The organism is Blautia sp. HCP3S3_C4 (assembly GCF_052064095.1).
Taxonomy (GTDB): Bacteria; Bacillota; Clostridia; order Lachnospirales; family Lachnospiraceae; genus Blautia_A.
The window spans coordinates 138,250-158,933 of the sequence record NZ_JBQHWF010000007.1; the positions used below are offsets into that span (position 1 = coordinate 138,250).

14 protein-coding genes are annotated in these 20,684 nt (G+C 43.0%); 2 read left to right on the forward strand and 12 right to left on the reverse strand.

Features of this window, described 5'->3' with window-relative positions:
* Positions 1–10 precede the first annotated feature (10 nt).
* The 10 genes from ACTNC6_RS08500 to ACTNC6_RS08545 form a co-directional block, all read right to left on the reverse strand.
* A complete protein-coding gene (locus tag ACTNC6_RS08500; RefSeq protein WP_441043855.1) occupies positions 11–2,461 on the reverse strand; it encodes a glycosyltransferase family 2 protein in 2,451 nt (816 codons plus the stop codon).
* Positions 2,437–8,055, reverse strand: a complete 5,619-nt coding sequence (locus ACTNC6_RS08505; RefSeq protein ID WP_441043856.1) for a glycosyltransferase — start codon at positions 8,053–8,055, stop codon at positions 2,437–2,439. Before ACTNC6_RS08505 ends, ACTNC6_RS08500 begins: the two co-directional genes overlap by 25 nt.
* A 13-nt stretch (positions 8,056–8,068) precedes the next feature.
* A complete protein-coding gene (locus ACTNC6_RS08510; RefSeq protein ID WP_441043857.1) occupies positions 8,069–9,382 on the reverse strand; it encodes an ABC transporter ATP-binding protein in 1,314 nt (437 codons plus the stop codon).
* A 55-nt stretch (positions 9,383–9,437) separates the two neighbouring features.
* Positions 9,438–10,244 carry an ABC transporter permease gene (locus tag ACTNC6_RS08515; protein ID WP_441043858.1) on the reverse strand — a complete coding sequence of 269 codons (807 nt, stop codon included), beginning with the start codon at positions 10,242–10,244 and terminating at the stop codon, positions 9,438–9,440.
* Positions 10,245–10,255: 11 nt separating this feature from the next.
* A complete protein-coding gene (gene rfbC, locus ACTNC6_RS08520) occupies positions 10,256–10,813 on the reverse strand; it encodes a dTDP-4-dehydrorhamnose 3,5-epimerase (RefSeq protein WP_441043859.1) in 558 nt (185 codons plus the stop codon).
* A gap of 16 nt (positions 10,814–10,829) precedes the next feature.
* Entirely contained in the window at positions 10,830–12,179 is a 1,350-nt protein-coding gene (locus ACTNC6_RS08525) for a D-alanyl-D-alanine carboxypeptidase family protein (protein WP_441043860.1), read from the reverse strand.
* An 8-nt stretch (positions 12,180–12,187) separates the two neighbouring features.
* Positions 12,188–13,318: a dTDP-4-amino-4,6-dideoxygalactose transaminase gene (gene rffA, locus ACTNC6_RS08530; RefSeq protein ID WP_441043869.1), complete on the reverse strand. Its 1,131-nt coding sequence runs from the start codon at positions 13,316–13,318 to the stop codon at positions 12,188–12,190.
* Between the two features lie 66 nt (positions 13,319–13,384).
* Positions 13,385–14,689 (reverse strand): ATP-grasp domain-containing protein, encoded by a 1,305-nt coding sequence (locus tag ACTNC6_RS08535; protein WP_441043861.1) that lies wholly within the window; start codon positions 14,687–14,689, stop codon positions 13,385–13,387.
* The gene (locus ACTNC6_RS08540) at positions 14,686–15,651 is read right to left on the reverse strand and encodes a hypothetical protein (RefSeq protein ID WP_441043862.1); all 966 of its coding nucleotides are present in this window, start codon (positions 15,649–15,651) and stop codon (positions 14,686–14,688) included. Before ACTNC6_RS08540 ends, ACTNC6_RS08535 begins: the two co-directional genes overlap by 4 nt.
* Positions 15,648–16,586 carry a glycosyltransferase family 2 protein gene (locus tag ACTNC6_RS08545; protein ID WP_441043863.1) on the reverse strand — a complete coding sequence of 313 codons (939 nt, stop codon included), beginning with the start codon at positions 16,584–16,586 and terminating at the stop codon, positions 15,648–15,650. Before ACTNC6_RS08545 ends, ACTNC6_RS08540 begins: the two co-directional genes overlap by 4 nt.
* A gap of 230 nt (positions 16,587–16,816) precedes the next feature.
* Between ACTNC6_RS08545 and ACTNC6_RS08550 the strand changes: the two genes are divergently transcribed.
* Both ACTNC6_RS08550 and ACTNC6_RS08555 read left to right on the forward strand, forming a co-directional pair.
* Positions 16,817–17,167 (forward strand): EamA-like transporter family protein, encoded by a 351-nt coding sequence (locus tag ACTNC6_RS08550; RefSeq protein ID WP_441043864.1) that lies wholly within the window; start codon positions 16,817–16,819, stop codon positions 17,165–17,167.
* Entirely contained in the window at positions 17,160–17,498 is a 339-nt protein-coding gene (locus ACTNC6_RS08555) for an EamA family transporter (RefSeq protein WP_441043865.1), read from the forward strand. The genes ACTNC6_RS08550 and ACTNC6_RS08555 overlap by 8 nt, the downstream gene beginning before the upstream one ends.
* Before the next feature lie 116 nt (positions 17,499–17,614).
* On the opposite strand, the gene ACTNC6_RS08560 is transcribed toward ACTNC6_RS08555, so the two are convergent.
* Together ACTNC6_RS08560 and ACTNC6_RS08565 are read right to left on the reverse strand one after the other, a co-directional pair.
* Positions 17,615–18,937 (reverse strand): N-acetylmuramoyl-L-alanine amidase, encoded by a 1,323-nt coding sequence (locus ACTNC6_RS08560; RefSeq protein WP_441043866.1) that lies wholly within the window; start codon positions 18,935–18,937, stop codon positions 17,615–17,617.
* Positions 18,938–18,955: 18 nt separating this feature from the next.
* On the reverse strand, positions 18,956–20,407 hold the full coding sequence (locus tag ACTNC6_RS08565) for a GH25 family lysozyme (protein WP_441043867.1): 1,452 nt from the start codon (positions 20,405–20,407) through the stop codon (positions 18,956–18,958).
* Between the last annotated feature and the right edge of the window lie 277 nt (positions 20,408–20,684).

Here is a 20,684-nt window from a genome sequence, read left to right on the forward strand (position 1 = left end):
TTTCTCATTCTCAGATTCTTTTCAGTGAAAAATCCTGACTGTCCAGTGTGAGGTTCGGATTATAATAAGGATCTCCCTTGTCCAGAACCTTTCCCCAATGCTTTTCAAAGCTGGCAATCTCACGATTAAATCTGGCAACCTTTTCCGGTGTATCCTCCAGCCCTCTGGATTTGGATTCATAATGATAAAGCTCTGCATACGGGTTATAAACGACCAGATATCCTGCTTCCCCTAAACGCAGGCAGAAATCAATATCATTAAAGGCAACCTGAAACTCCTCACTGAGTCCTCCTACCTTTTCAAATGCCTCTCTCTTCACCATCATACAGGCTGCAGTTACTGCACTGTAATCCTGTGCGCAGATAATTCTGTGACAGTATCCGGTAGCGTCCCTCTTCTGCTGTACAAAGCAATGTCCGGCAATCCCGCCGAATCCAATCACAACTCCTGCATGCTGTACAGTATCATCTTCATAATACAGACGGGCTCCTACTGCACCTACATCCGGTCTCATACAATATCCCAGCAGCTGTTCCAGGCAGTCCGGGCTGATGATCTCCGTATCATTGTTCAGGAGAAGCAAATATTCACCTTTTGCATGTGATACACCAAAATTATTGATAGCAGAATAATTAAAAATACCATCCCAGTACACTACATGTGCCTTCGGATTGGAAGCCTCCAGTTCCCTGTAATAGTCAAAAGTAGCCTCTTCCTCACTGTTGTTCTCCACGATCACATACTCAAAATTCCGGTAGGTTGCTTTTGCTTCTATAGAATCAATACATCTCTTCAAATCATCCATATGATCTTTGTTTGGAATGATAATGGAGATCAGCGGTTTCTCTTCCCAGAGAAATTTCGTACGATACAGTCCCAGGTATTCTCCCTTCTGGATCTCAACCGGAATTCCCATTCTGTCATAATGAGCCTGGATGGCACGCTGTCCTGCATCAAATGCATACATCTTACTTTCCGGATTTTCTGCTGTGGAATCCTCATGACATCTCCAGTGGTAAAGAATCCTTGGAATATGACGGATATACTCTCTTCCTGCTGCTTCCACACAACGGAGCACAAAATCATAATCCTGTGCACCATCAAATTCCTTTCTCAACATACCAACCTGATCGATCAGTTCTTTTTTTACCACAAAAAGATGACAGATATAGTTTACTGTACACAGAAGATCAATATTGAAATCCGGTTTAAAATGAGGCTGGAAAAACTTATGGCCATCCATGGACATCTTGTCCTCATCGGAATACAGTACTTTGATCTCTTTCTCCTGATTCAGTGCCTTTACACATTGAAACAGAGCATCCGGTGTCAGCTCATCATCATGATCTGCAAAGGCAATAAAATCTCCTGTTGCTGCCCTGATCGCCCCATTGGTATTCTCTGCGATCTGAAGAGCCTTTGCATTACGGATCACACGGATCCTGGCATCACTTTTTTCCATCGTAGTCAGAAACTCTGAAAGAGGAGAATCTGCCCCACTTCCGTCAGAAAGACAAAGCTCCCAGTTTTCATAGGTCTGTGCCTGAATAGAATCTATTAACTGTTGAAGATATTTTTCCGGAGTTTTGTAAAGTGGAATCACCAGACTGATCTTCGGATTCCAAGAAAATTTTGTTTTCCGTTGTTCTGCAAGCTCAGCCTTATCCGGTAAATGCTTCACGATCCATTTGGAATAATCCACCGGACGGTTCTTACGGTTCATTACTTTTCCAAAGACCTTTCCAGTGAGGGCTGCAGCCCCGTGAAGCTTCATATAACGGCTTCCCTTTCGGAAATACACCGCTGCTTTTTCAGCAAGACGTTTCTGTGGCTGCAAATGCACCAGACGAAGCGTCCGCACATTACCGGCCTCAAATACAATATAAAATTCCTTTACACTGTCATAATGAAACTCAAAGAAAAATCCACTCTTTTCATCGATTTCTGTTTCCTGGTACTGATTCTGTACATCCACACGCTTCAATCTGGTGATCTCACAGGGAATCTTCTTCCTGCTTCTGTCCTCCAGCCGGATCGTCAGTGGCCTGTCAAAAGCAGCCCACCCGCGGACACGGCAAATCTTTTCTCCGGATTCTACTTCGATGCTCTCAATAAAATACTGGGGTTTTCCCTGTTTTTTCTGAAGCTGTGCAGCAGAGGCAGAAAACCACTGAATGCGCTTTCCGCCTTTTACTGCATAGATACCAAGTTTCTTTTTTCCTTCCAATTCTGCCGGCAGATGAACTTCCATCTGCACCCGCTCACCATTTACCAGGTCCAGATCCTTAAAGCGCTCCAGAGCACTGACACGCTCCTGGGCACTGATAACTACCGGAAGCGGCTCACCATCGAGAACGGCTTCCGCCTTATAGTCTTTGGGCCAGGTTCCCTGAAGATGGTAAACAGAGCTGTCCTTCAGATCAAACCTGTCTTTCTCTACTTCGTATAGCTCTCGCTGCATAACAATTCCTCCATTGCATCCTTTCCGGTATTCCTGGTCAGATACTGCTCCATCACCTTCTGATGCGCAGCCTCACCCATAGCTCTTCTGGTTTTCTCATCTGTGATCAGAGACTCCAGGGCACTGACCCATTCTTCTTTCGTTCTGCACATCCAGCCGTTTTTTCCATTCTCGATCACATATTCCATTTCCCGGTTACGGCTCATAATACTTGGCACTTTTACAAGTGCAGCCTCTGTCCACTTATTTTCTGATTTACAACAGTGGAACAGACTATCTTCCAGAGGCATCAGATTAATATCCAGACCAGCGATCACTGCCGGAAGCTGTCTCCAATCCATAAATGGAAGTTTTTCGATACGGTTCTGTACTCTCTCCATTCCGGATTCATCCAGAATACCGACTAATTTCAGATAAACCTCCGGATGACGTTCCATCACCTCCAGAAGCGCAGCTTCTACCTGGGCAAAATCCTGATCATGAGTTCGGGAACCGCTCAGATATCCGATATAAATTTTCTCCTCATTTTTATCTGTCTGCTCAAATGCCTCGTGGGAAAGGATTTCCATTTCCATACTCATGCAGTTCCGGTTGATCACTACCGGTTTTCCGGAAAACTCCTCCCGGAGCACCCCTGCCAGTGTTTCTGTGGATGTTATATAACCATCACAAAATTCCATACATCCATGAATCCGCTCCGCAGTTGTACGAAAATCGCTATATTCCTTTCCCTTCAGGAAATGAAGGCCTGCAATCTTTTCATAATCAAAAACAAGGTCATCAATGTCATAATATACACGGATTCCCGCAGCTTTCGCCCGGTCTGCCAGCATTTCTACTTCCATCAGTTTGCTGCATCGATAAAGGACAATTGCCTCATACTCTTCTAAGCTTTCCTTCTCTGCCTGATCCATCTGTATAAATCGGGAAGCATATCCTCTGAGGATCAATTGCTCACGGAAATGTTCCACCCGGTATCTGGATGCAAAAGAAATTTCCTCACCTACAAAAAGGATTTTGCGTTTTTCCACAGGAAGCTTATGACCGTCCAGCTTTTTCCACAGAGAAAGCATCTCTTCCACAATATTCTCCGGCTGCTCATTTTTCAGCACAAGCCCTCTGGAATACCGTTTTACACGTTCCACCGGTGCTCCCACCGGAAGAACTGCCAGTGGATATCCCATGGAAATGACCTCAGAAGTTGTATAGGAAAAGGTCTCCGGCCACACTGACGGAATCAGGAACATATCAATATCCTGTTCCAGAGAAAGCCTTGGGATCTCCTCTCTGGTATATCTTCCTGTCTGCGAAAATACCGGACTGTCAATTTCTTCATCCGATGTACCGATCAGTCTCAGACGGACATTCAGATTTTTTTCTTCAATATATCCTGCAAGTGCTTTCACAACCTCCAGACCTTTTTTATAACAGAGAACACCGATCAGGCCAATGTTAAAAGTTTCTGTGGTTTTTCTGACTTTTTTCACTGCCGGAAGATAATGTGGGGTATGAGGAATTACATGTAAATGATATACATCCGGATAAGCTTTCTTGAACAGTTTCGCCGTATCATCGGAAAAGGCACGGATTTCATCACAATTCAGCAGAAATTCCCGGAATTTCCTACGCCAGAGAGTCCCACTTCCATATTCCGTACACGCATTGCTGCCATTGTCTGGAATGCATTTATCACATACCTGGCAGGATCCAACACCACAGTATTTACCCTGTGCATCAATCAGATTCACTGCAGGACAAAGTGCAAAGAAATCATGAAGAAGCATCAAAATTCTTGCCCCCTGCTCCTTCTTGAGACGGAGGATTCTCTCCAAAGTTCCATAAAGATTCTGGTATGTCACAAGCTCATTGATCCAGATCTCATCCACACGCATCACTTCATCAAGCACTGTCTCCAGATCATTGGCAAAAAACTCCATCTCATACTGTTTATACTGATATGTGAAATAAAAACGATTGCTCACAATATTATAACGGATCGTAATAAACCGGTATCCCTGCTGCAAGGCCAGCCTTCTTTTTTCCACAAGATATGCTGTGGCACCACCGCCAAGATCATGGTCAAACGCCAGGATTGTCGGAACCTCCAGCTTCCTGTTGAGAAGCTTCATCTCCACATACAGCCTTACCGGACGAAGTGGATCTCTTCTGCAATAATCAGCAGTATCCCTATTATAATCCGGATGCTTGCGAAGCAATGCCTCGCTGTGTTCCTTCAGAAGACGCTGTTTTTCCTCTGAAGGGAAGCTTCCCCCATGTTTATGATACACAAAGAGATTATCTACCTGTACATTTTCATAGCCTGCTGCGATTGCCCGCTGACACCAGTCATTCTCTTCTCCGTACCCTTTTCCGAAATTCTCTTCATCCAGAAGTCCAACCTCTCTGACTGCTTTGATATTCATACCCATGCAGAAGCCCACACCAGTAGGCATAATCGGATACTGTGGACGGATCATACGGAATTCATCATCGATCTCCCACAAAGGCATTTTCTCGAACAGCTTATTATCTCTGCAAAAATCCGGAAAGCTGCAGATCGTTCCACAGGTAGTAAAAGGTGTGGTAGTAGCAATATTGTCTCTGGCAAAAATAGGAAGCATCAGACGTTCCAGCCATTCTTCCGGAACCTCCACATCTGTATTCACAAGCGCAATATGATTTTCTGCCATCTTAAGCGCACGGTTCACAGATGGTAAAAATCCCATATTGGTTTCATTATTCAAAAGCACTACATTGTCATGCTCGGCCGCATATTTTTCAAGATATTTTCCGGTTTCCGGATCCGGGCTCTTGTCATTTACAATGATCAGCCTGTATGGCACCCTGGTCTTCTCAATCCCGGAGAAAAGGGCATCAAAATATTCCAGCCCATTATATACCGGTACGATCACGTCTACCATCTGCTGATACACAGCCTGGGGATAATCTTTTCTCATACTGCGCACATGACGCTGTTTGAAGTGTCTGAGATTTCCCATACTCTTGGGATCCTCAATAGCTGAAACCAGAAACTCCTCCTGTCCAGATGATGCCGGCACTTTGCCAAGAAGAAATCTCCCGGTGTCTCCAGGATTTCCATACTCCAGAAATACCGTAACCTCTCCTGGAGCCAGAACCGTTGCCTGGAAGGAAAAACCGGCACTCTCCGCATCCGGATTGCCAATTGCCTGTGCCACATCCATCCGGTAGATCGTAGTCAACGGACTCTCCTGCAGTTTCTCTGTCCCTGCATAAAATGCGATCCTTGGCTGTCCCATCTCCTGAAATGTAGGGTCAAAAGCCCAGCCCACTGTGTTCAGCACACAATCTTCATAATGGAAGAAATCCACACTTCCCATGCAGGTTGGTGTTGCTTCCACATTCTGCGCAGCTGCCGGTGCATTGTTATAATGAAGAACTTTCTTCAATAGACGTTTTACCTGGGCTTTTTTGCCAGGATGACGAAGGGCCTCCTTCTCTGCCTCTTCAACCGCCTTCCGTTCTTCCTTTTTGGCCTTCTCCAGAGCCTTGCGCTCCTCTTCTGCTTTCTGTCTGGCCAGAAGATTTTCCACATCCATAAGCTCCAGATATTCCAGTTTTCCCTGGATTACAATCTTATCCACATTTTCCGGATGCATTACCTGTATCAGATAAAATCCATCTGTTGTAAAAAATGCGGTGGTATTGTTGTCCATAACCATATGAACGCCCTGTGGCACAAGCCTTGCACTGCAGCCGCAGTCCAGGCGTTCCACCTTTACTTTCAGGAAATGTCCATTTGCCGGGTTCCACCGGATATTCTGTACTCCTTTTATTTGAGAAAGATCAAATTCCACACGGAAACGGTTGCCTGTAAGTCTGCCCTCTACATGAAGTGTATGCTCTTCGCAGAAGCCTCCCCCAAGGTCATAGTAGACCTTACTGTGCATCTGATGCTTTTCCCTCTCACTGTTTACAATCTCAGTAAGGGAAACCGGCATGCGCTTCTGTTCAAAGGGCATCAGGGAATCACAACCCACATATTCATAGACAAAATGCAGTGTCCAGTTCATGAAAATCTCATAATCTGTATATCCAATCCCGAACTCTGCCATCATATCATCCTCATGGATCAGCTGCGGAAGCTTTGAAATATGTGTATACAATTCATGGATCAGACGCCACATAATAAAGTTCACAGGAACCGGGAAAGAAAACATCCACTCATAATCAATGATCTGATTTTCCTTCTCCCCCATAAAAATATTGCTGCAGATCAGATCCACATTTGCCGGGCAGATACACTCATAATCCCCTCTTCCTTCGTAGCTTCCAAACACCTGACGGAATTCCTCTGTCCGGTAATCCGTAACTTTCCGGACTGCAAAAAGCTCCTGATAGAGCCCCTTCAGAACCTCTTTGATCTCATCCACATCCCCTTTATCCGCAAGCTCTCCTATCTCCTGATGAAGAGTTTTCCCGTTAAGAAGTGGATAAACAATTTTTCCCTGTTCTGCTTTACAGGGAAGATTCTGATATCTGTCAGAGCCCATGCTTTTTGTTCCAAGCTCCTCCAGTTTTTCCACAAACCCTTCTGCCTCCGGGACCATAGCCTCTTTTTCTGCCCAGGTCTCACCATTCCGGCGGATAATCCTTGTCAGCAGGCGAAATCTCTTTTTCCGTCCCTGGTTCAGCTTCACATAAAGAATCTCTTCCTTTTCCTTAACTTCTGATTTTCCGGCCTCAACCAGAAAAGAATTCACAAAACGATCCAGGATTTTTTCTTTTTCAAAGGCTTTTACACCCTCACTTTCCGAAAAGAGAGCCGCTGTTTTGTCCGTATAAACCGGATAATTTCTTCCATAGGAATTAGTATAAAGACTCTCGTCCGTAAAAATTTCTGTAGGAAATTTATAATCCGGATATGGATAATAAAAATGCAGAAAAGGAAAACCACTGTTTTTCAGCAGTTCTCCCAATTCTTCTTTAGAAAAAGTACGCACAGAATGATTTTCCGGATAACCATCAATTCCAAAAAAATGAATATCTGTATGATCTTCCGGCGCACCTGCAAAATATTTTAGTCCCAGCCTGTTCTCAATGGCAATCAGGAGCTTTCCTTCCGGTTTCAGATACCCGCCCATTTCCTTCAGAAAAGTCTCGTAGGGAGTCTCCCCTTCCGTAAAGCTCATGGCATACTCCAGCACTCCGTTTACCACAACATAATCAAAGTTTTCAGGGAAAGTCATATCATTGAGATTTCCCACCATAATCGTCAGATTCTCTTTTTCGCTGTTTCTGGCAAAATTAATCTCTGCTCTTCGTCTGGACAGCTCCGCAGAGGTTACCTTTCCGGCCTTCTGACAGAGCATTCCTGTAATTGCCCCACAACCGGCACCAATCTCCAGAACCGAGTCTGTTTTTTTCAACGGATACCAGTTCAGGATATTCTCTCTCAGGTCTGAAAAATGATAGACCATGGGAAAACTTACTTCCTCCTCCGGAAGATCCTGAAAAGATTTTCCTTCCCTGGCCATTTCCAGAAGCGTATTCTCAATATCACCATCTGAATAATGATCTTTCGCTGTATAGTAATCTAAATTCAGCTTTGCCATAGTAATCCTCCACTTATTCCACACTTACCCTGGAAAACATATCAAAATATCCCACTGCTTTCTTATCTGTGATCACAGTCAGGTTACACACATCATATAATCTGTGAAATACCGTAAAATCACCATCTTTATAACCGGTACATCCCAGACACAGCATATATTCGCCTGCTTCCAGAGGCATTACCTGGGTAAATGTAATGTGTCTCACATCTCCTGCTTTCTGTGGCTTCACAGGTGTGTGCTCATACATGGTATTTGTTCCCGTGATCTCCGTACCTTTCAAATCTTTTAGAGTAAAAGCAAAAATCGGATCATTGACATCTGCCTGGAAGCTCACCTCCATTTCAACAGAAAAAGTCTTTCCCTTCTCAATCACATTGGTTATCATCCCGGAATCATCACGGATTGCGAAATCCTGGATTTCACCAAGCTTGCTTCCATATTCCAGAAGCTGAGGATTCAGGTTCAGGCTGTCCTTCATACAAGTTTCTGCCGTACTTCCGGAATCAGAAACGCTTTTCGCTTCCACTGCAGAATCTGCTGTTTCCCCTGCTTTCTGATTTTCCTGGGTATCTTCCGGCTCATCGTACTGATTCACCAGTACCCGCCTGTACAGATTTACCATCTCCTTGGCGTCACCCTCAGCCAGCTTTCTGCCTTTATTTAAAAGCACAACACGGTCACAGTATTTTCCGATACTGCTCAGATCATGGCTAACGAAAAGAATTGTTTTTCCCATTTTTTTGAACTCTTCGAATTTACGATAACATTTTGCCTGGAAGAAAACATCACCCACAGAAAGAGCTTCATCGACGATCAGAATCTCCGGATCAATATTAATGGCAACAGCAAAAGCCAGGCGTACAAACATACCGCTTGAATATGTTTTCACCGGCTGATATACAAAATCACCGATATCGGCAAAATCCAGAATAGACTGCAGCTTGGCATCAATTTCCTCCCTGGAAAAGCCAATCATACTTCCATTCAGATACACATTCTCAATCCCGGAATACTCCATATTAAAACCAGCTCCCAGCTCCAGAAGAGCCGATATCCTGCCATTTACCGTCACATTTCCACCAGTAGGAGAAAGCACCCCTGTAATAATCTTAAGGATCGTGGACTTACCGGAACCATTGGTTCCGATGATCCCAACTGTTTCCCCTTTATTTACCTGAAAAGAAACATGATCCAGGGCAAAATGTTCTTTATATTTTTTCTTTTTTGACAATCCCAGGGACTCCTTGAGCCGATCCATGGGATTATCATAAAGCTTATACATCTTACTCACATCATTTACTGAAATTGCAATATCCTCTGCCATTTTAAACCTCTCTTTATTTCACTCCAAACTCGTACCTGCACAGTATCCCTGTATATCAGAGAACATCTGCAAAATGGGGCTTCAGGCGTTTGAATATGACAGAACCCAGTCCAAAAAGCATTATGGTAACCACCCAGAAATAAACAGTCCAGGAAAGATGGTTCCAGATCCCCACATGGCCTAACATAGAATCACGATAACCAGTTACAACATAATACATTGGATTCAGCTTAAACAGTCTGATCACCCAGGGATGAGAGTTCAGAATATTCACATCCCACATAATAGGGGTCATCCACACTCCTACCTGAAGAAAAATATTAATGATCTGAGTCAGATCACGGAAAAAAATCACAATTGCACTTGTAGCATACACCATCCCCAGTACAAGAAGGAATGTGCAGATGGAATAATAAATGATCTGCAAAGTATATAAGCTTGGCCTGTAACCATAGCAGGTGCACAGAATCAGTGCAAAGATCACAAAAAATGCATGGACAAACAATGCAGAAATAATCTTCACAATAGGAAGAATACTGATCTTAAACACAACCTTCTTGACCAGATAATTATATTCCAGCAAGGCATTGGTTCCACCGTTCAGCGCATCCTGAAAGAAAAACCAGGGTACAATACCGGAAACCAGATAAAGTACAAAGGGATAATTCGACACAGTTCCGGCCTTTAAGCCTACTGAAAAAACAAACCAGTACACAAGGATCGTAACAACAGGCTGGATAAATGCCCATACAATACCCAGATAAGAGCCTGCATATTTTGTTTTAAAATCATTTTTTGCCAGACTGAGAATCAGTTTTCTATTGTGATACAGCTCCATCGGCAAAGCTAAAATTTTATTCATTCTATTTTTCCTTATCGATTATTGTATTCCTGAAAGCTTCCCCATTTGGTATCCTTATCAGAAAAGCTTAACTCCATTCCTTCCGGGATCGGCCACTGCACTCCAATATCCGGGTCATTCCAGATCAGTCCGCCCTCATCATTTGGATGATAAAAATCAGAACATTTATAAACAAACTCCGCATGTTCGGAAAGCACCAGGAATCCATGTGCAAATCCCTTGGGAATAAAAAACTGTTTTTTGTTTTCTGCAGACAGTACAACACCAAACCACTTTCCATAGGCTTCAGAATCTTCACGAAGGTCTACCGCCACATCAAAGACTTCTCCGCTCACAACACGGACAAGCTTATCCTGAGGATAATTAATCTGGAAATGCAGTCCACGAAGTACCCCTTTATGTGAGCTGGACTGATTATCCTGTACAAATTCAACATCAATGCCGGCTTCCTTGAAATCATTGTAATTGTAGGTTTCCATGAAATAGCCTCTGGCATCTCCGAAAACTGTGGGCTCTACTACCTTCAAGCCTTTAATTCCGCCACATTCTGTCACTTTAATTTTTCCCATTTTCTTTTCCTCTTTTCTATTTATCTGTCTTTTTGTTTCTGCGGTGCTGCTCTTCTTTTTTCTTTTTTCTTATCAGGGCAGCCAAAAGAATGATCAAAAGCAGAAGCATTGCCGCCCCTGTGATCAATAATACTTTTCGCAATTGAAGAATTTCCCCAGAGGCTTCTGTCTTCTCTCCGGATTCCTGTATTTCTTTATCTGCTGATTCTGAAGTATCTGTCTGTTTCTCATCTTCAGTATTTTCCAGATCCTTCTCAGCTACTTCCTCCACCGAAGGTTTCTGTGTAGAAGTTGCTTCCGGAACCGGAACACTTCCAACCATATAATCACCGAAAAAATACTGGTTCACTGGATTTCCGTCCAATGTTCCTTCCCTGACTGTCAGATTATCCACAGTCACACCGTTGGGAATCAGTATCTCTCCACCATCTTCCTCCATCTTTTGAAAATTTTGATATCCGTAGTTGAACATTGCAGTAGAATCACTGCTTGCAATGGCAAGATCTGCTGCTTTCATGGTAACTGTAATATAAGTTGTTCCATTTCTCCGGGCTGCTGTCACAAGAGTATTTCCGGCTGCACTGGTATATCCGGTCTTTCCGCCAATACATCCCTTATAATAATATCCACTCTCAGGAGCAAGCATAGGATGATGAGTATGCAGTACTCTTGATTCACTGTTTTTATTTGTAGGTTCGATCACATAATCGGTAGCACCGATGATTTTACGGAATTTCTTATTTTTAAGTCCTTCCCTCATGATCAGTGCCATATCATGTGCCGTAGAATAATGATTTTCATCCGGAAGGCCACTGGCATTCACAAAATGAGTATTTGTACATCCGATTTCTGCAGCACGTTGGTTCATCATATCTATGAAGTTCTGTTCTGTGCCCCCTACATGCTCTGCTATCTGTGCTGCTACCTCATTAGCGGAGCGGATCACCAGTGCATAAAGGCAGGATTCCATACTAAGCACTTCTCCAACCTGCATTCCGATATTTCCGGAATCCTGGCTGATATCCCTTGTTCCGGTCTCTGTAAAGACTACATCTTCTGTCAGAGAACAGTTTTCCACTGCAAGCAGCAAAGTCATAATCTTTGTAATGCTGGCAGGATATCTGATCTCATCCCCACCCTTGTTATACAGAAGGACTCCACTGTCTGCATCCATCAGTACACCTGTTTCCGATGTAATACCAGGTCCTGGGGGCCATCCCGGGATCTCATTTGTCAGAACCGGCATTTCTGCAGCTGCCGCATTCTGCACACCAGCTTCTGCAGCAGAGCATACCTGCACGGCAGTCATTGCAATAACAGCAGAAATTACTGCTGCCTTAAATAAATGTTTCCATTTTTTCATCATACAGCCTCTCAAAATCCTTTAAAAGCCAGAACGGTATCTGTGACATATTTCACAGACTCCATATCCAGATTATAAAACATGGGAAGTCTCAGAAGTCTCTCGCTCTCTCTGGTCGTGTACACATCTTCCCCTGAAAATCGACCGAATTTCATGCCTGCCGGGGAAGAATGAAGGGGAATATAATGAAATACACTGTAGATTCCCTTTTCCCTGAGATACTCCAGCAGCTGTGTCCTTACGTCCATATTGCGCACCTTAAGATAATACATGTGCGCATTGTGGCTGCACTCAGCCGGAACATATGGCTGTTCGACCTTACCTTCCGCAGCCAACGGTGCCAGATTTTCATTATAATAATTATATATTTCCATTCTTTTATGAAAAATCCTGTCTCTCGCCTCCAACTGCGCGTAAAGATATGCAGCATTCAATTCACTGGGCAGATATGAGGATCCAAAATCCATCCATCTGTATTTATCTACCTGTCCTCGGAAAAACTTACTTCTGTCTGTTCCCTTTTCTCTGAGAATTTCAGCCCGCTCCTGATATCTGTCATCCTGAAACAGGAGCGCACCGCCCTCTCCCATAGTATAATTCTTGGTCTCATGAAAACTGTAACATCCAAAATCTCCAATGGTACCCAAAGCCTTTCCTTTGTAGCATGCATCTACTCCCTGGGCAGCATCTTCAACCACTTTCAGATTATATTTTTTTGCGATCTCCATAATTTTATCCATCTCACAGGCAACTCCTGCATAATGAACCGGCACAATCGCTCTGGTTTTCTCCGTAATCGCAGCTTCGATCAGATTTTCATCTATATTCATGGTATCCGGACGGATATCCACAAATACAATCCTGGCTCCCCGTAAAACAAAAGCATCTGCAGTGGAAACAAAGGTATAAGAGGGCATGATCACCTCATCTCCAGGCTGGATATCTGAAAGATATGCTGCCATTTCCAGTGCATGTGTACAGGATGTGGTAAGCATCACATGTTTTACATGAAAATTCTCTTCCATCCATCGGCTGCATCTCTTTGTATATTCTCCATCACCGCATAGCTTTCCACGCTGCGCTGCGTCCCGTATGTAATCAAATTCCTTTCCTGTCAAAGCAGGTCTGTTAAAATCTATCATCTGTATTCCTTTTTCTATTTCAGTTTTTTCAGTCTTCACACATTTTCTCATACTCACATAAGAAATTCAATCTTTACTTTCAGATTCCTGTGCGCTCCTGTATTCCGGAATTTTATTCTGATACACAATTTCTCTGCCCTGGGGATCCCGGATACTCATTTCACGGTAAAAGCTTTCTGTCAAAGCATCCAGTTCCTTCCTGCTGTTCCCGGCAGTATAGTACAAAGCCAGATAAGGATTAGGGCCATATTCCACCACATGCTCACCATCCTGATAAAAAATCCAGGCCTTGATTACTCCCTCCCTTTTTGCCAGTTCTCTGGCAGCACTCTGGTCAGCAATCTCCAGATTTCTTCCCTGGAAATAAATGACAGCACCTTGTCTCAGAGGTTTGTGGATATCATGGTTCTGAAACATCTGCGGGATTTTTTCCTTTTCATATAACCAGTTAAGAAGGAGTTCTTCTATGGAAAAACCATAGACAATTTCTGTCAGCTCATGCTCATATCCAAAGAAACGTCCGGCAATCTCGCATACCTGGATACCTTTTCCCGGTTTCCAGAAAAACTGCATGGATAATGCACCATCCTTCTGACCGGTATGACGGATATATTCCTGCAGAATGCCAAGTGCCTCCTCTTCCACCTGGGGCAGCAGACAGGAGGGATATACATTTCGGGTGCTGAGAGGCAGCATCCCCTCTTCCATTTCTGTTTTTTCTCTGTCTGCAATGCTGATCACCTGTACTTTCTGCTCAGTCACCCAGGTCATCATATTAAATTCATAGCCATCATTATATTCTTCTATAAGAATTTCCTCGCAACTGGTGTATTCTGCAGTCTGCAAAGCTTTCTGGCGGATTTCTTTCGGATTATGGATAATAAAGATACCTCTGGATCCGTATTTATCCAGCGGTTTACAGATCAATGGATAAGTAAGCTCTCCCACTGTCGCAGCCAGTTCTGTCTCTGTTTTCTCTCTTAAAAGATCCACAGATATTTTTTTATATCCCGGAGAAGGAAGTCCCAGTTTTTCCAGAAGAAGTCGACATGCAGATTTATCCCTGTACCAAGGCAGCTGCTCCGGTTTCAGGTAACAGGGCAGTCCTGCCTTGTCCGCAATTTTCACCATACACTCCAGAAGCAGATCTGAAAACGAAGTGATAATTCCATCTACCTGTTCTTCCTTGCAGAGTGCAGCAATCCTGTCGATCTCCGTTACCGGGATCACATAAGATCTGTCCGCATATTTTCTTGCAGATCCATCCGGATAACCATCACACACCACCGTCTCATATCCCTTTTTCCCTGCCATCTGTACCAGCTCTGTGAATTCTCCCAGAGACCCCAGAATCAATACTTTGTGTCTCATTTTATTTCCTCACATTCCTTTACAACCGTTGCCATATATTCCATCTCTTCAGGCCCATAACGCTGATCACAGGGTAAGGGCAGGATATCTGCTGCCCAGTGATATTCCAGACTGTCCCTGCCGCAGGTTTCCATCACATTTTTCCAATAAACAGGCACAAATATTTTATGTTCTGCAAGACGTTTTCTGAGTTCAGGTCCATTCACATGAAAATAGGGGTAAACAAATGGAGCCTTTGGGATAACCCGATTAAACACACTGTCTGATCCCAGAAGCCCCGCCAGTATCTCATAATTCTCTTCCCGCTTTTGGGCTGCCTTCTCATAATCGATACCCTTTAGCAGATTTCTGGTAAGAGCCGACATTCTGCGGATTTCCATATGCTCATAACCGGCAGCATTTTTCAGCATGTCCTTGTAATAAGTACCTGCATCCCGCTCATAACGTCCCAAAATATGTTTCATTCTGTCCGCTGAATAATCCTGCGGGATTTCTTCTGTGAATCCGGCATCTGTAGACAAATATGCACCATCACTGACACCCCAGAATTTTCTGCAGGAATACAGGGTATCAATTCCCGGAAGAGGCTTCTGAAAAAAGGCATGGGTATGGTCTACAATGATATTCCCATATATCCTTCTATACTCCAGAATCTGCTCATCTGTAAGCTGTCCATAATAATTCACCAGATAAAGGACCTCATCCTCATCCAGTTTTCTCCTGGGATATTTCACATTCAGATTCTCATCCAAGTGATAAAACTCTATCTGAATATGATTTTCCTCACAGGTCTCTGTCACAGATGCACACAGAAAAACAGGTAAAATAATCTTTTTGTATCCCTTTGTCTGCAAAAGCCACAAAAGAGCTGTCCTGCCTAAATTTACTCTATACAGATCAGGATAATATTCTGTCCCCTGCAGCTCTTCCAGCTGAAAATATCCACCGATCTCCTTTTTCATTTTTCCTCTGTATCCTCCCGGCGTATCACATAATGAGGCATTTTTTTTGCTTCATTTAAAATATTCATCAGATAAATCCCCATAATTCCGATGGATAAAAGCACCAGTCCGAAAAACGCCAGCATCACAAGCATCTGAGAAGTCCAGCCCTCTACAGAAATACCCATGGTAAAATATCTCACCAGATAATACACAGCCATGACCATGCTCACCAGAAAACTGATAATTCCTATATTTCTTACCATTAAAAGCGGAAAAGCTGAATGAGCTGTAATATCATAGATCAAATCCTTTGCCAGTCGTTTGAAGGAGTATCCGCTCTTTCCATAAGCTCTGTCTGCATGCTGCACCGGAACATTAATGATCCGGTTAGAGCTGAGTACCAGAAGATTACCAATCTGGGGCAGATAAGTATTTGTCTGAAGCATGGCATCCACCAGGAAACGACGGATCAGTCGATAGCTGGTAATCTGCAGATTGGGATCCTTCCCCAGCATTTTGGAGGTAGCCCACACAGACACCTTTGTACCCAGCTTTCGGATCGGTCCGTGTTTTCTTCCCTCATAGCTGGCTATAATTACATCCACATCCGGGCGTTCTTCCATAACCCGCACCATCTTCGGCAGCTCTTCCGGCTGATGCTGGAGATCATCATCCATAGTCACTACAAAATCTCCCTTTACATGGGCAAAACCGCATAAAAGCGCCGGATGCTGACCAAAATTTCTCGCCATCTGTATGATTTTCACTCTGTGATCCCTGCTTCGCAGTTTCTCCATTACCTCATAGGAGCGATCCTTTGATCCATCATCTACCAGAATCAGCTCAAAATCCTCCTTCAAAGTCTCCCGAAATACCTTTTCCAGACGATGATAAAGTTCCTCCAGCGTATGTTCAGAATTATATACAGGAACAACCACTGAATATAAACTCATATGTCTTCCCTTTCTTTCTTAAAATATTACAATCTTTTTTATCATACCATTTTCGGCATTTCTTGTAAAGCGGACATTCGCAATCCGCTTCGCTACTTGCTCATGAACGCAGTCGCTTCGCGATCTGCGTTCAAGTTTTCGGCTCTATAAACTTGACTTCCCTGTATTTTTATGTTAGTGTTCACTCCGAGACCAAGGAATATCTGCGAATTTTCAATTTCGGAGGAATTATGTCAAAGATCAAAGATTATATACAGCTGCATCTGAATATTCTGCTTTTTTCACTGACCAGTGTATTTTCCAAATTTGCTTCCATTCAATATAACCGTCATGGGCTGCACTCGCCTATGCTTTATGTCTTTTTATTTTTAATGATCGCAAACTGTGGAATATATGCCATTGCCTGGCAGCAGGTAATTAAGAAATTTTCCCTGTCCACTGCCTATGCCAACAAAAGTGTATACCTTTTGTGGTCCCAGATCTGGGCTGTTTTTATTTTTCACGAAAGTCTGTCTGTGAGAAATATCATAGGTCTTCTGGTCGTTTTATTTGGAGTCTGGATGGTGCAAAGATATGAATAAAACCTTTATCCTGATCATGCTGGGCGGTACCTTTTTCACTGCCGTTTCCCAGATACTTTTAAAGCAAAGTTCAAATATAAAATACGAAAACAAAATCAGAGAATATCTGAATTTCCGGGTAATCCTTTCCTATGGAATGTTTTTCCTCATCCTTCTTTTAAATACCTGGTGCTATACAAAGGTTGAAATGCGTTATGGACCTGTGATCGATACTGCAGCCTATGTATTTGTCCTTATCCTTTCCAGACTGATTCTAAAGGAAAAAATCACCAAAGGCAAAATTCTGGGAAATCTGATCATCATTACGGGCATTCTGATCTATACCCTATAGCCAGAAGCCTGTATATCCGGAAAAGCTGCCAGTCTATGGCAATTTTCCACTTTACAAAAAAAGTGCCTGGGACTCTTGTTCCCATGGCACTTTTTATATTTGTAATATCCAATCTGTTATTTTCTGTTTGTGCAGACTCCCTTGGAATCGAAGATGTACTTCTTTCCCGAAGCAGATTTCACAGTCATATTCCTGTACATGCAGGCCGTCTTTCTGTTAAAATAATACCATTTTCCATTCAGACGCAGCCATCCTGTATACGCATATCCCTGTTTATCTATATAATAACGGTTCTTTTTATAGGTACACCATCCACTGCATCTCTTTCCATTTTTATCAAAAATATATCTCTTGGAAGAGTCCGGGGAAATTAACATGATATTTTTATACATAAAACCGGATTTCGTATTAAAATAATACCAGCTTCCATCTAACTCCAGCCATCCAAGCTGAGCTTTTCCGTCTTTCTGGAAATAATAAGTTTTTTCCTTCACAGTCTGCCAGCCATACTGTCGTTTTCCGGTTTTATCTACATAATAAATGCCATCCTCCAGATTAAGGATCTTATTCTTCTGCACTTTTTCCTTTATATAATAATAGTAATCTCCGTTCTTCTCTTTCCAGAGCTTCTCCGGTTCAGAAGGTACAGGAGTCGGTGTAGGAGTTGGTGTTTCCGTAATAACCTTATCCGGCAGCTGTTTGCAATATCGGATGATCGCATTGGCATCTGCCTGACCGATCTTCTTCAATTTGGCATTGGAGCTCAGGAATCTGGTAACATCTGACCGATTACTGATAAATGCATGCTCAATGATCACTCCCGGAATATTTGCCTCCACACTCTGTGCAACAATCCCATAATAATCTCGTGGTTTTCCATTAGGATATTTGCTTCCGCTTTCACTCATCCGGTATTCCATTCCCTTTGTTTCCGGAAAGCGGATACGAAGCCCCAGTTTTTTCAGTTCTTCCACCACATAACTGCCAAACAGCTTTTCCTGTACAGCCAGCTTTGGTCTGTAAGTTCCCTTGGAGATCATTACAGATGCACCATTGGGCGAAGAACTCTCAGAATCATTAATATGCTGACTTACCAGCAGATCAGCATGATACTGCTTTGCGATCATCACTCTCTCACTGAGTCCCTTTGTCTCATTTTTGGATTTGGTAAGATAAACCTCAATATTGTTCTCTTTACTTAATGCCTGCATCGTGTAATTGGCAATCTTCCAGTTGATCTCCTCTTCTCGGTATACCTTACCTTTATATACAGCACTGGCACCTGACTCTCCGCCCCCATGTCCCGGATCCAATACTACTACATGCTTCTGTACTGATGTTGTTTCACTATCTGCATATACTGATGTTCCGGCAGACAAGCTTGAAATTTCCACTGCTGCTGCTAAAACGATGCCTATAATTTTCTTCGTCTTTTTCATTTTCATCCTTCTTTTCATTTATTTTTTCTTATACTGTCTGATACATATACCATCTTTGTTAAATACAGATACTATCTTTCTGGCACTGGTCAGGGTAATATTTTCTGCCCGGGTCCCTGAAAGCTTAGAACTGCCTTTATAAAAATAATACTTTTTACCCTGATATGTCAACCAGCCTTTATATGCTTTTCCATTTTTCTGGAAATAATAGGTATGATATACTCCACTTTCTTTTACTCTGAACATACCATTTTGGTATCTGACACCATCCTTGCCAAAGAAATAGATATCCCCGTTTGTCCTGGTTACCCGGCGGTTTTTATACATCCATCCCTTTTTGGCATGAAACCAGTAATATTTACCGTCAATCTTTTTCATCCCCTTAGCTGCAGCACCGTTTTCCGAAAAATAATAGGTTTTTCCCTCTATTGTCTGCCAGCCTGTAGCTTTCACTCCTTCAGTATAATAGCAGAGGGTGCCATCCTCCTCTATCCAGCCATTTTTGACAGGCTCCTGTACACTGCCTCCGTCCTGATCCGGCTTTACAGAAGGTGTATAATTGGAATCCGCCTTCCATCTGGGCGTAATCTTTCTGGTGTAATCTACATATCCAAAATCCACATCTACATCATTCTCTGCGGGAATTCCAGGAATCAGCCCTCTGGTAGAGTTCAGTCTATTTGCAGTATTTCCGTCTGTAGACTGCCATATTGTATAGGAATAGCGGTCTGCATCCGGAGCCTGAATTTTATCTCCGTAGCTGGCAATCCACACATCCAGACCGGATAAAAGACTCCAGTCCACATAAGTATCATGCCAGTATGTATTACAATAAACCATAGGATAGTATCCTGCCTTCCGTACCTCATTGCAAAAAGTCAGCACCAGTCTGGAAATCTCTGTAGAAGAAAGCTTCTGCATCCCACTATATTCCAGGTCATAAACTACCGGATAAGAAACCTTATAACCGTCCATTTTCGAAATAGCAAGCTGAGCCTCTTTCAAGGCTGTTTCTGTACTTGTCGCAGTGCTGAACACATAGGTTCCCACAGGAACACCTGCCAGCTCTGCCTGGGTCATATTATAATCATAGGTTTTATCTATATAGTTCAAACCATAAGAAACTCTCACAAGTGCGAAATCAATCCCTGCGTTCTTAACCTTTGTCCAGTTTATTTTCCCCTGCCATTCAGAAACATCCATTCCCCATGTAATAGCTCTCGGTATAGCCACGCCGCTGCCGTTATAGCAGACCCCGTTTATTTTTTTCCATGCTTTGGGGGATACCTTTTTTTCAGTTTTCTCTGAAGCCCCTGCTGAGGGTACACCTTCCAGTTCTTCCTCTGCCACTGTGCTTCGCCTGTCATAATGAGGATTGGCCTTCGCAGAATGCAATGGAAATGCCATACATACAGATATCGCCAGCAATCCTGCCAGCAGTCCCTTTTTCACATAATCCGCTTTTCTCATACTTTTTCTCCTGTTCATTCATATTCTGTTTTTTATTCGTCAAGCGGATATTCCCAATCCGCTTCGCTACTTGATTCGGTCAAATTTATAATCACTATTGTGTTCCTTTGTTGTATTATATGTTTATTACATTTTTGTTAAGAATATTATACACGTTCCCCTCTTATCTTGCAAGACAACAGTTACTGTTACTGATCTCATGAGCTGTCACCAGACTGCTCACACGAATTGTCACCGGTTTGCTTAAGTTCTTGTCATCGGTAACAGCGAGTTCGCC

Excerpts from the sequence above, each read along its gene's own strand:
- ACTNC6_RS08500 (WP_441043855.1), bottom strand. The coding sequence starts at position 2,461 with ATGCAGCGAGAGCTATACGAAGTAGAGAAAGACAGGTTTGATCTGAAG.
- ACTNC6_RS08505 (WP_441043856.1), bottom strand. The coding sequence starts at position 8,055 with ATGGCAAAGCTGAATTTAGATTACTATACAGCGAAAGATCATTATTCA.
- ACTNC6_RS08510 (WP_441043857.1), bottom strand. The coding sequence starts at position 9,382 with ATGGCAGAGGATATTGCAATTTCAGTAAATGATGTGAGTAAGATGTAT.
- ACTNC6_RS08515 (WP_441043858.1), bottom strand. The coding sequence starts at position 10,244 with ATGAATAAAATTTTAGCTTTGCCGATGGAGCTGTATCACAATAGAAAA.
- rfbC (WP_441043859.1), bottom strand. The coding sequence starts at position 10,813 with ATGGGAAAAATTAAAGTGACAGAATGTGGCGGAATTAAAGGCTTGAAG.
- ACTNC6_RS08525 (WP_441043860.1), bottom strand. The coding sequence starts at position 12,179 with ATGATGAAAAAATGGAAACATTTATTTAAGGCAGCAGTAATTTCTGCT.
- rffA (WP_441043869.1), bottom strand. The coding sequence starts at position 13,318 with ATGATAGATTTTAACAGACCTGCTTTGACAGGAAAGGAATTTGATTAC.
- ACTNC6_RS08535 (WP_441043861.1), bottom strand. The coding sequence starts at position 14,689 with ATGAGACACAAAGTATTGATTCTGGGGTCTCTGGGAGAATTCACAGAG.
- ACTNC6_RS08540 (WP_441043862.1), bottom strand. The coding sequence starts at position 15,651 with ATGAAAAAGGAGATCGGTGGATATTTTCAGCTGGAAGAGCTGCAGGGG.
- ACTNC6_RS08545 (WP_441043863.1), bottom strand. The coding sequence starts at position 16,586 with ATGAGTTTATATTCAGTGGTTGTTCCTGTATATAATTCTGAACATACG.
- ACTNC6_RS08550 (WP_441043864.1), top strand. The coding sequence starts at position 16,817 with ATGTCAAAGATCAAAGATTATATACAGCTGCATCTGAATATTCTGCTT.
- ACTNC6_RS08555 (WP_441043865.1), top strand. The coding sequence starts at position 17,160 with ATGAATAAAACCTTTATCCTGATCATGCTGGGCGGTACCTTTTTCACT.
- ACTNC6_RS08560 (WP_441043866.1), bottom strand. The coding sequence starts at position 18,937 with ATGAAAAAGACGAAGAAAATTATAGGCATCGTTTTAGCAGCAGCAGTG.
- ACTNC6_RS08565 (WP_441043867.1), bottom strand. The coding sequence starts at position 20,407 with ATGAGAAAAGCGGATTATGTGAAAAAGGGACTGCTGGCAGGATTGCTG.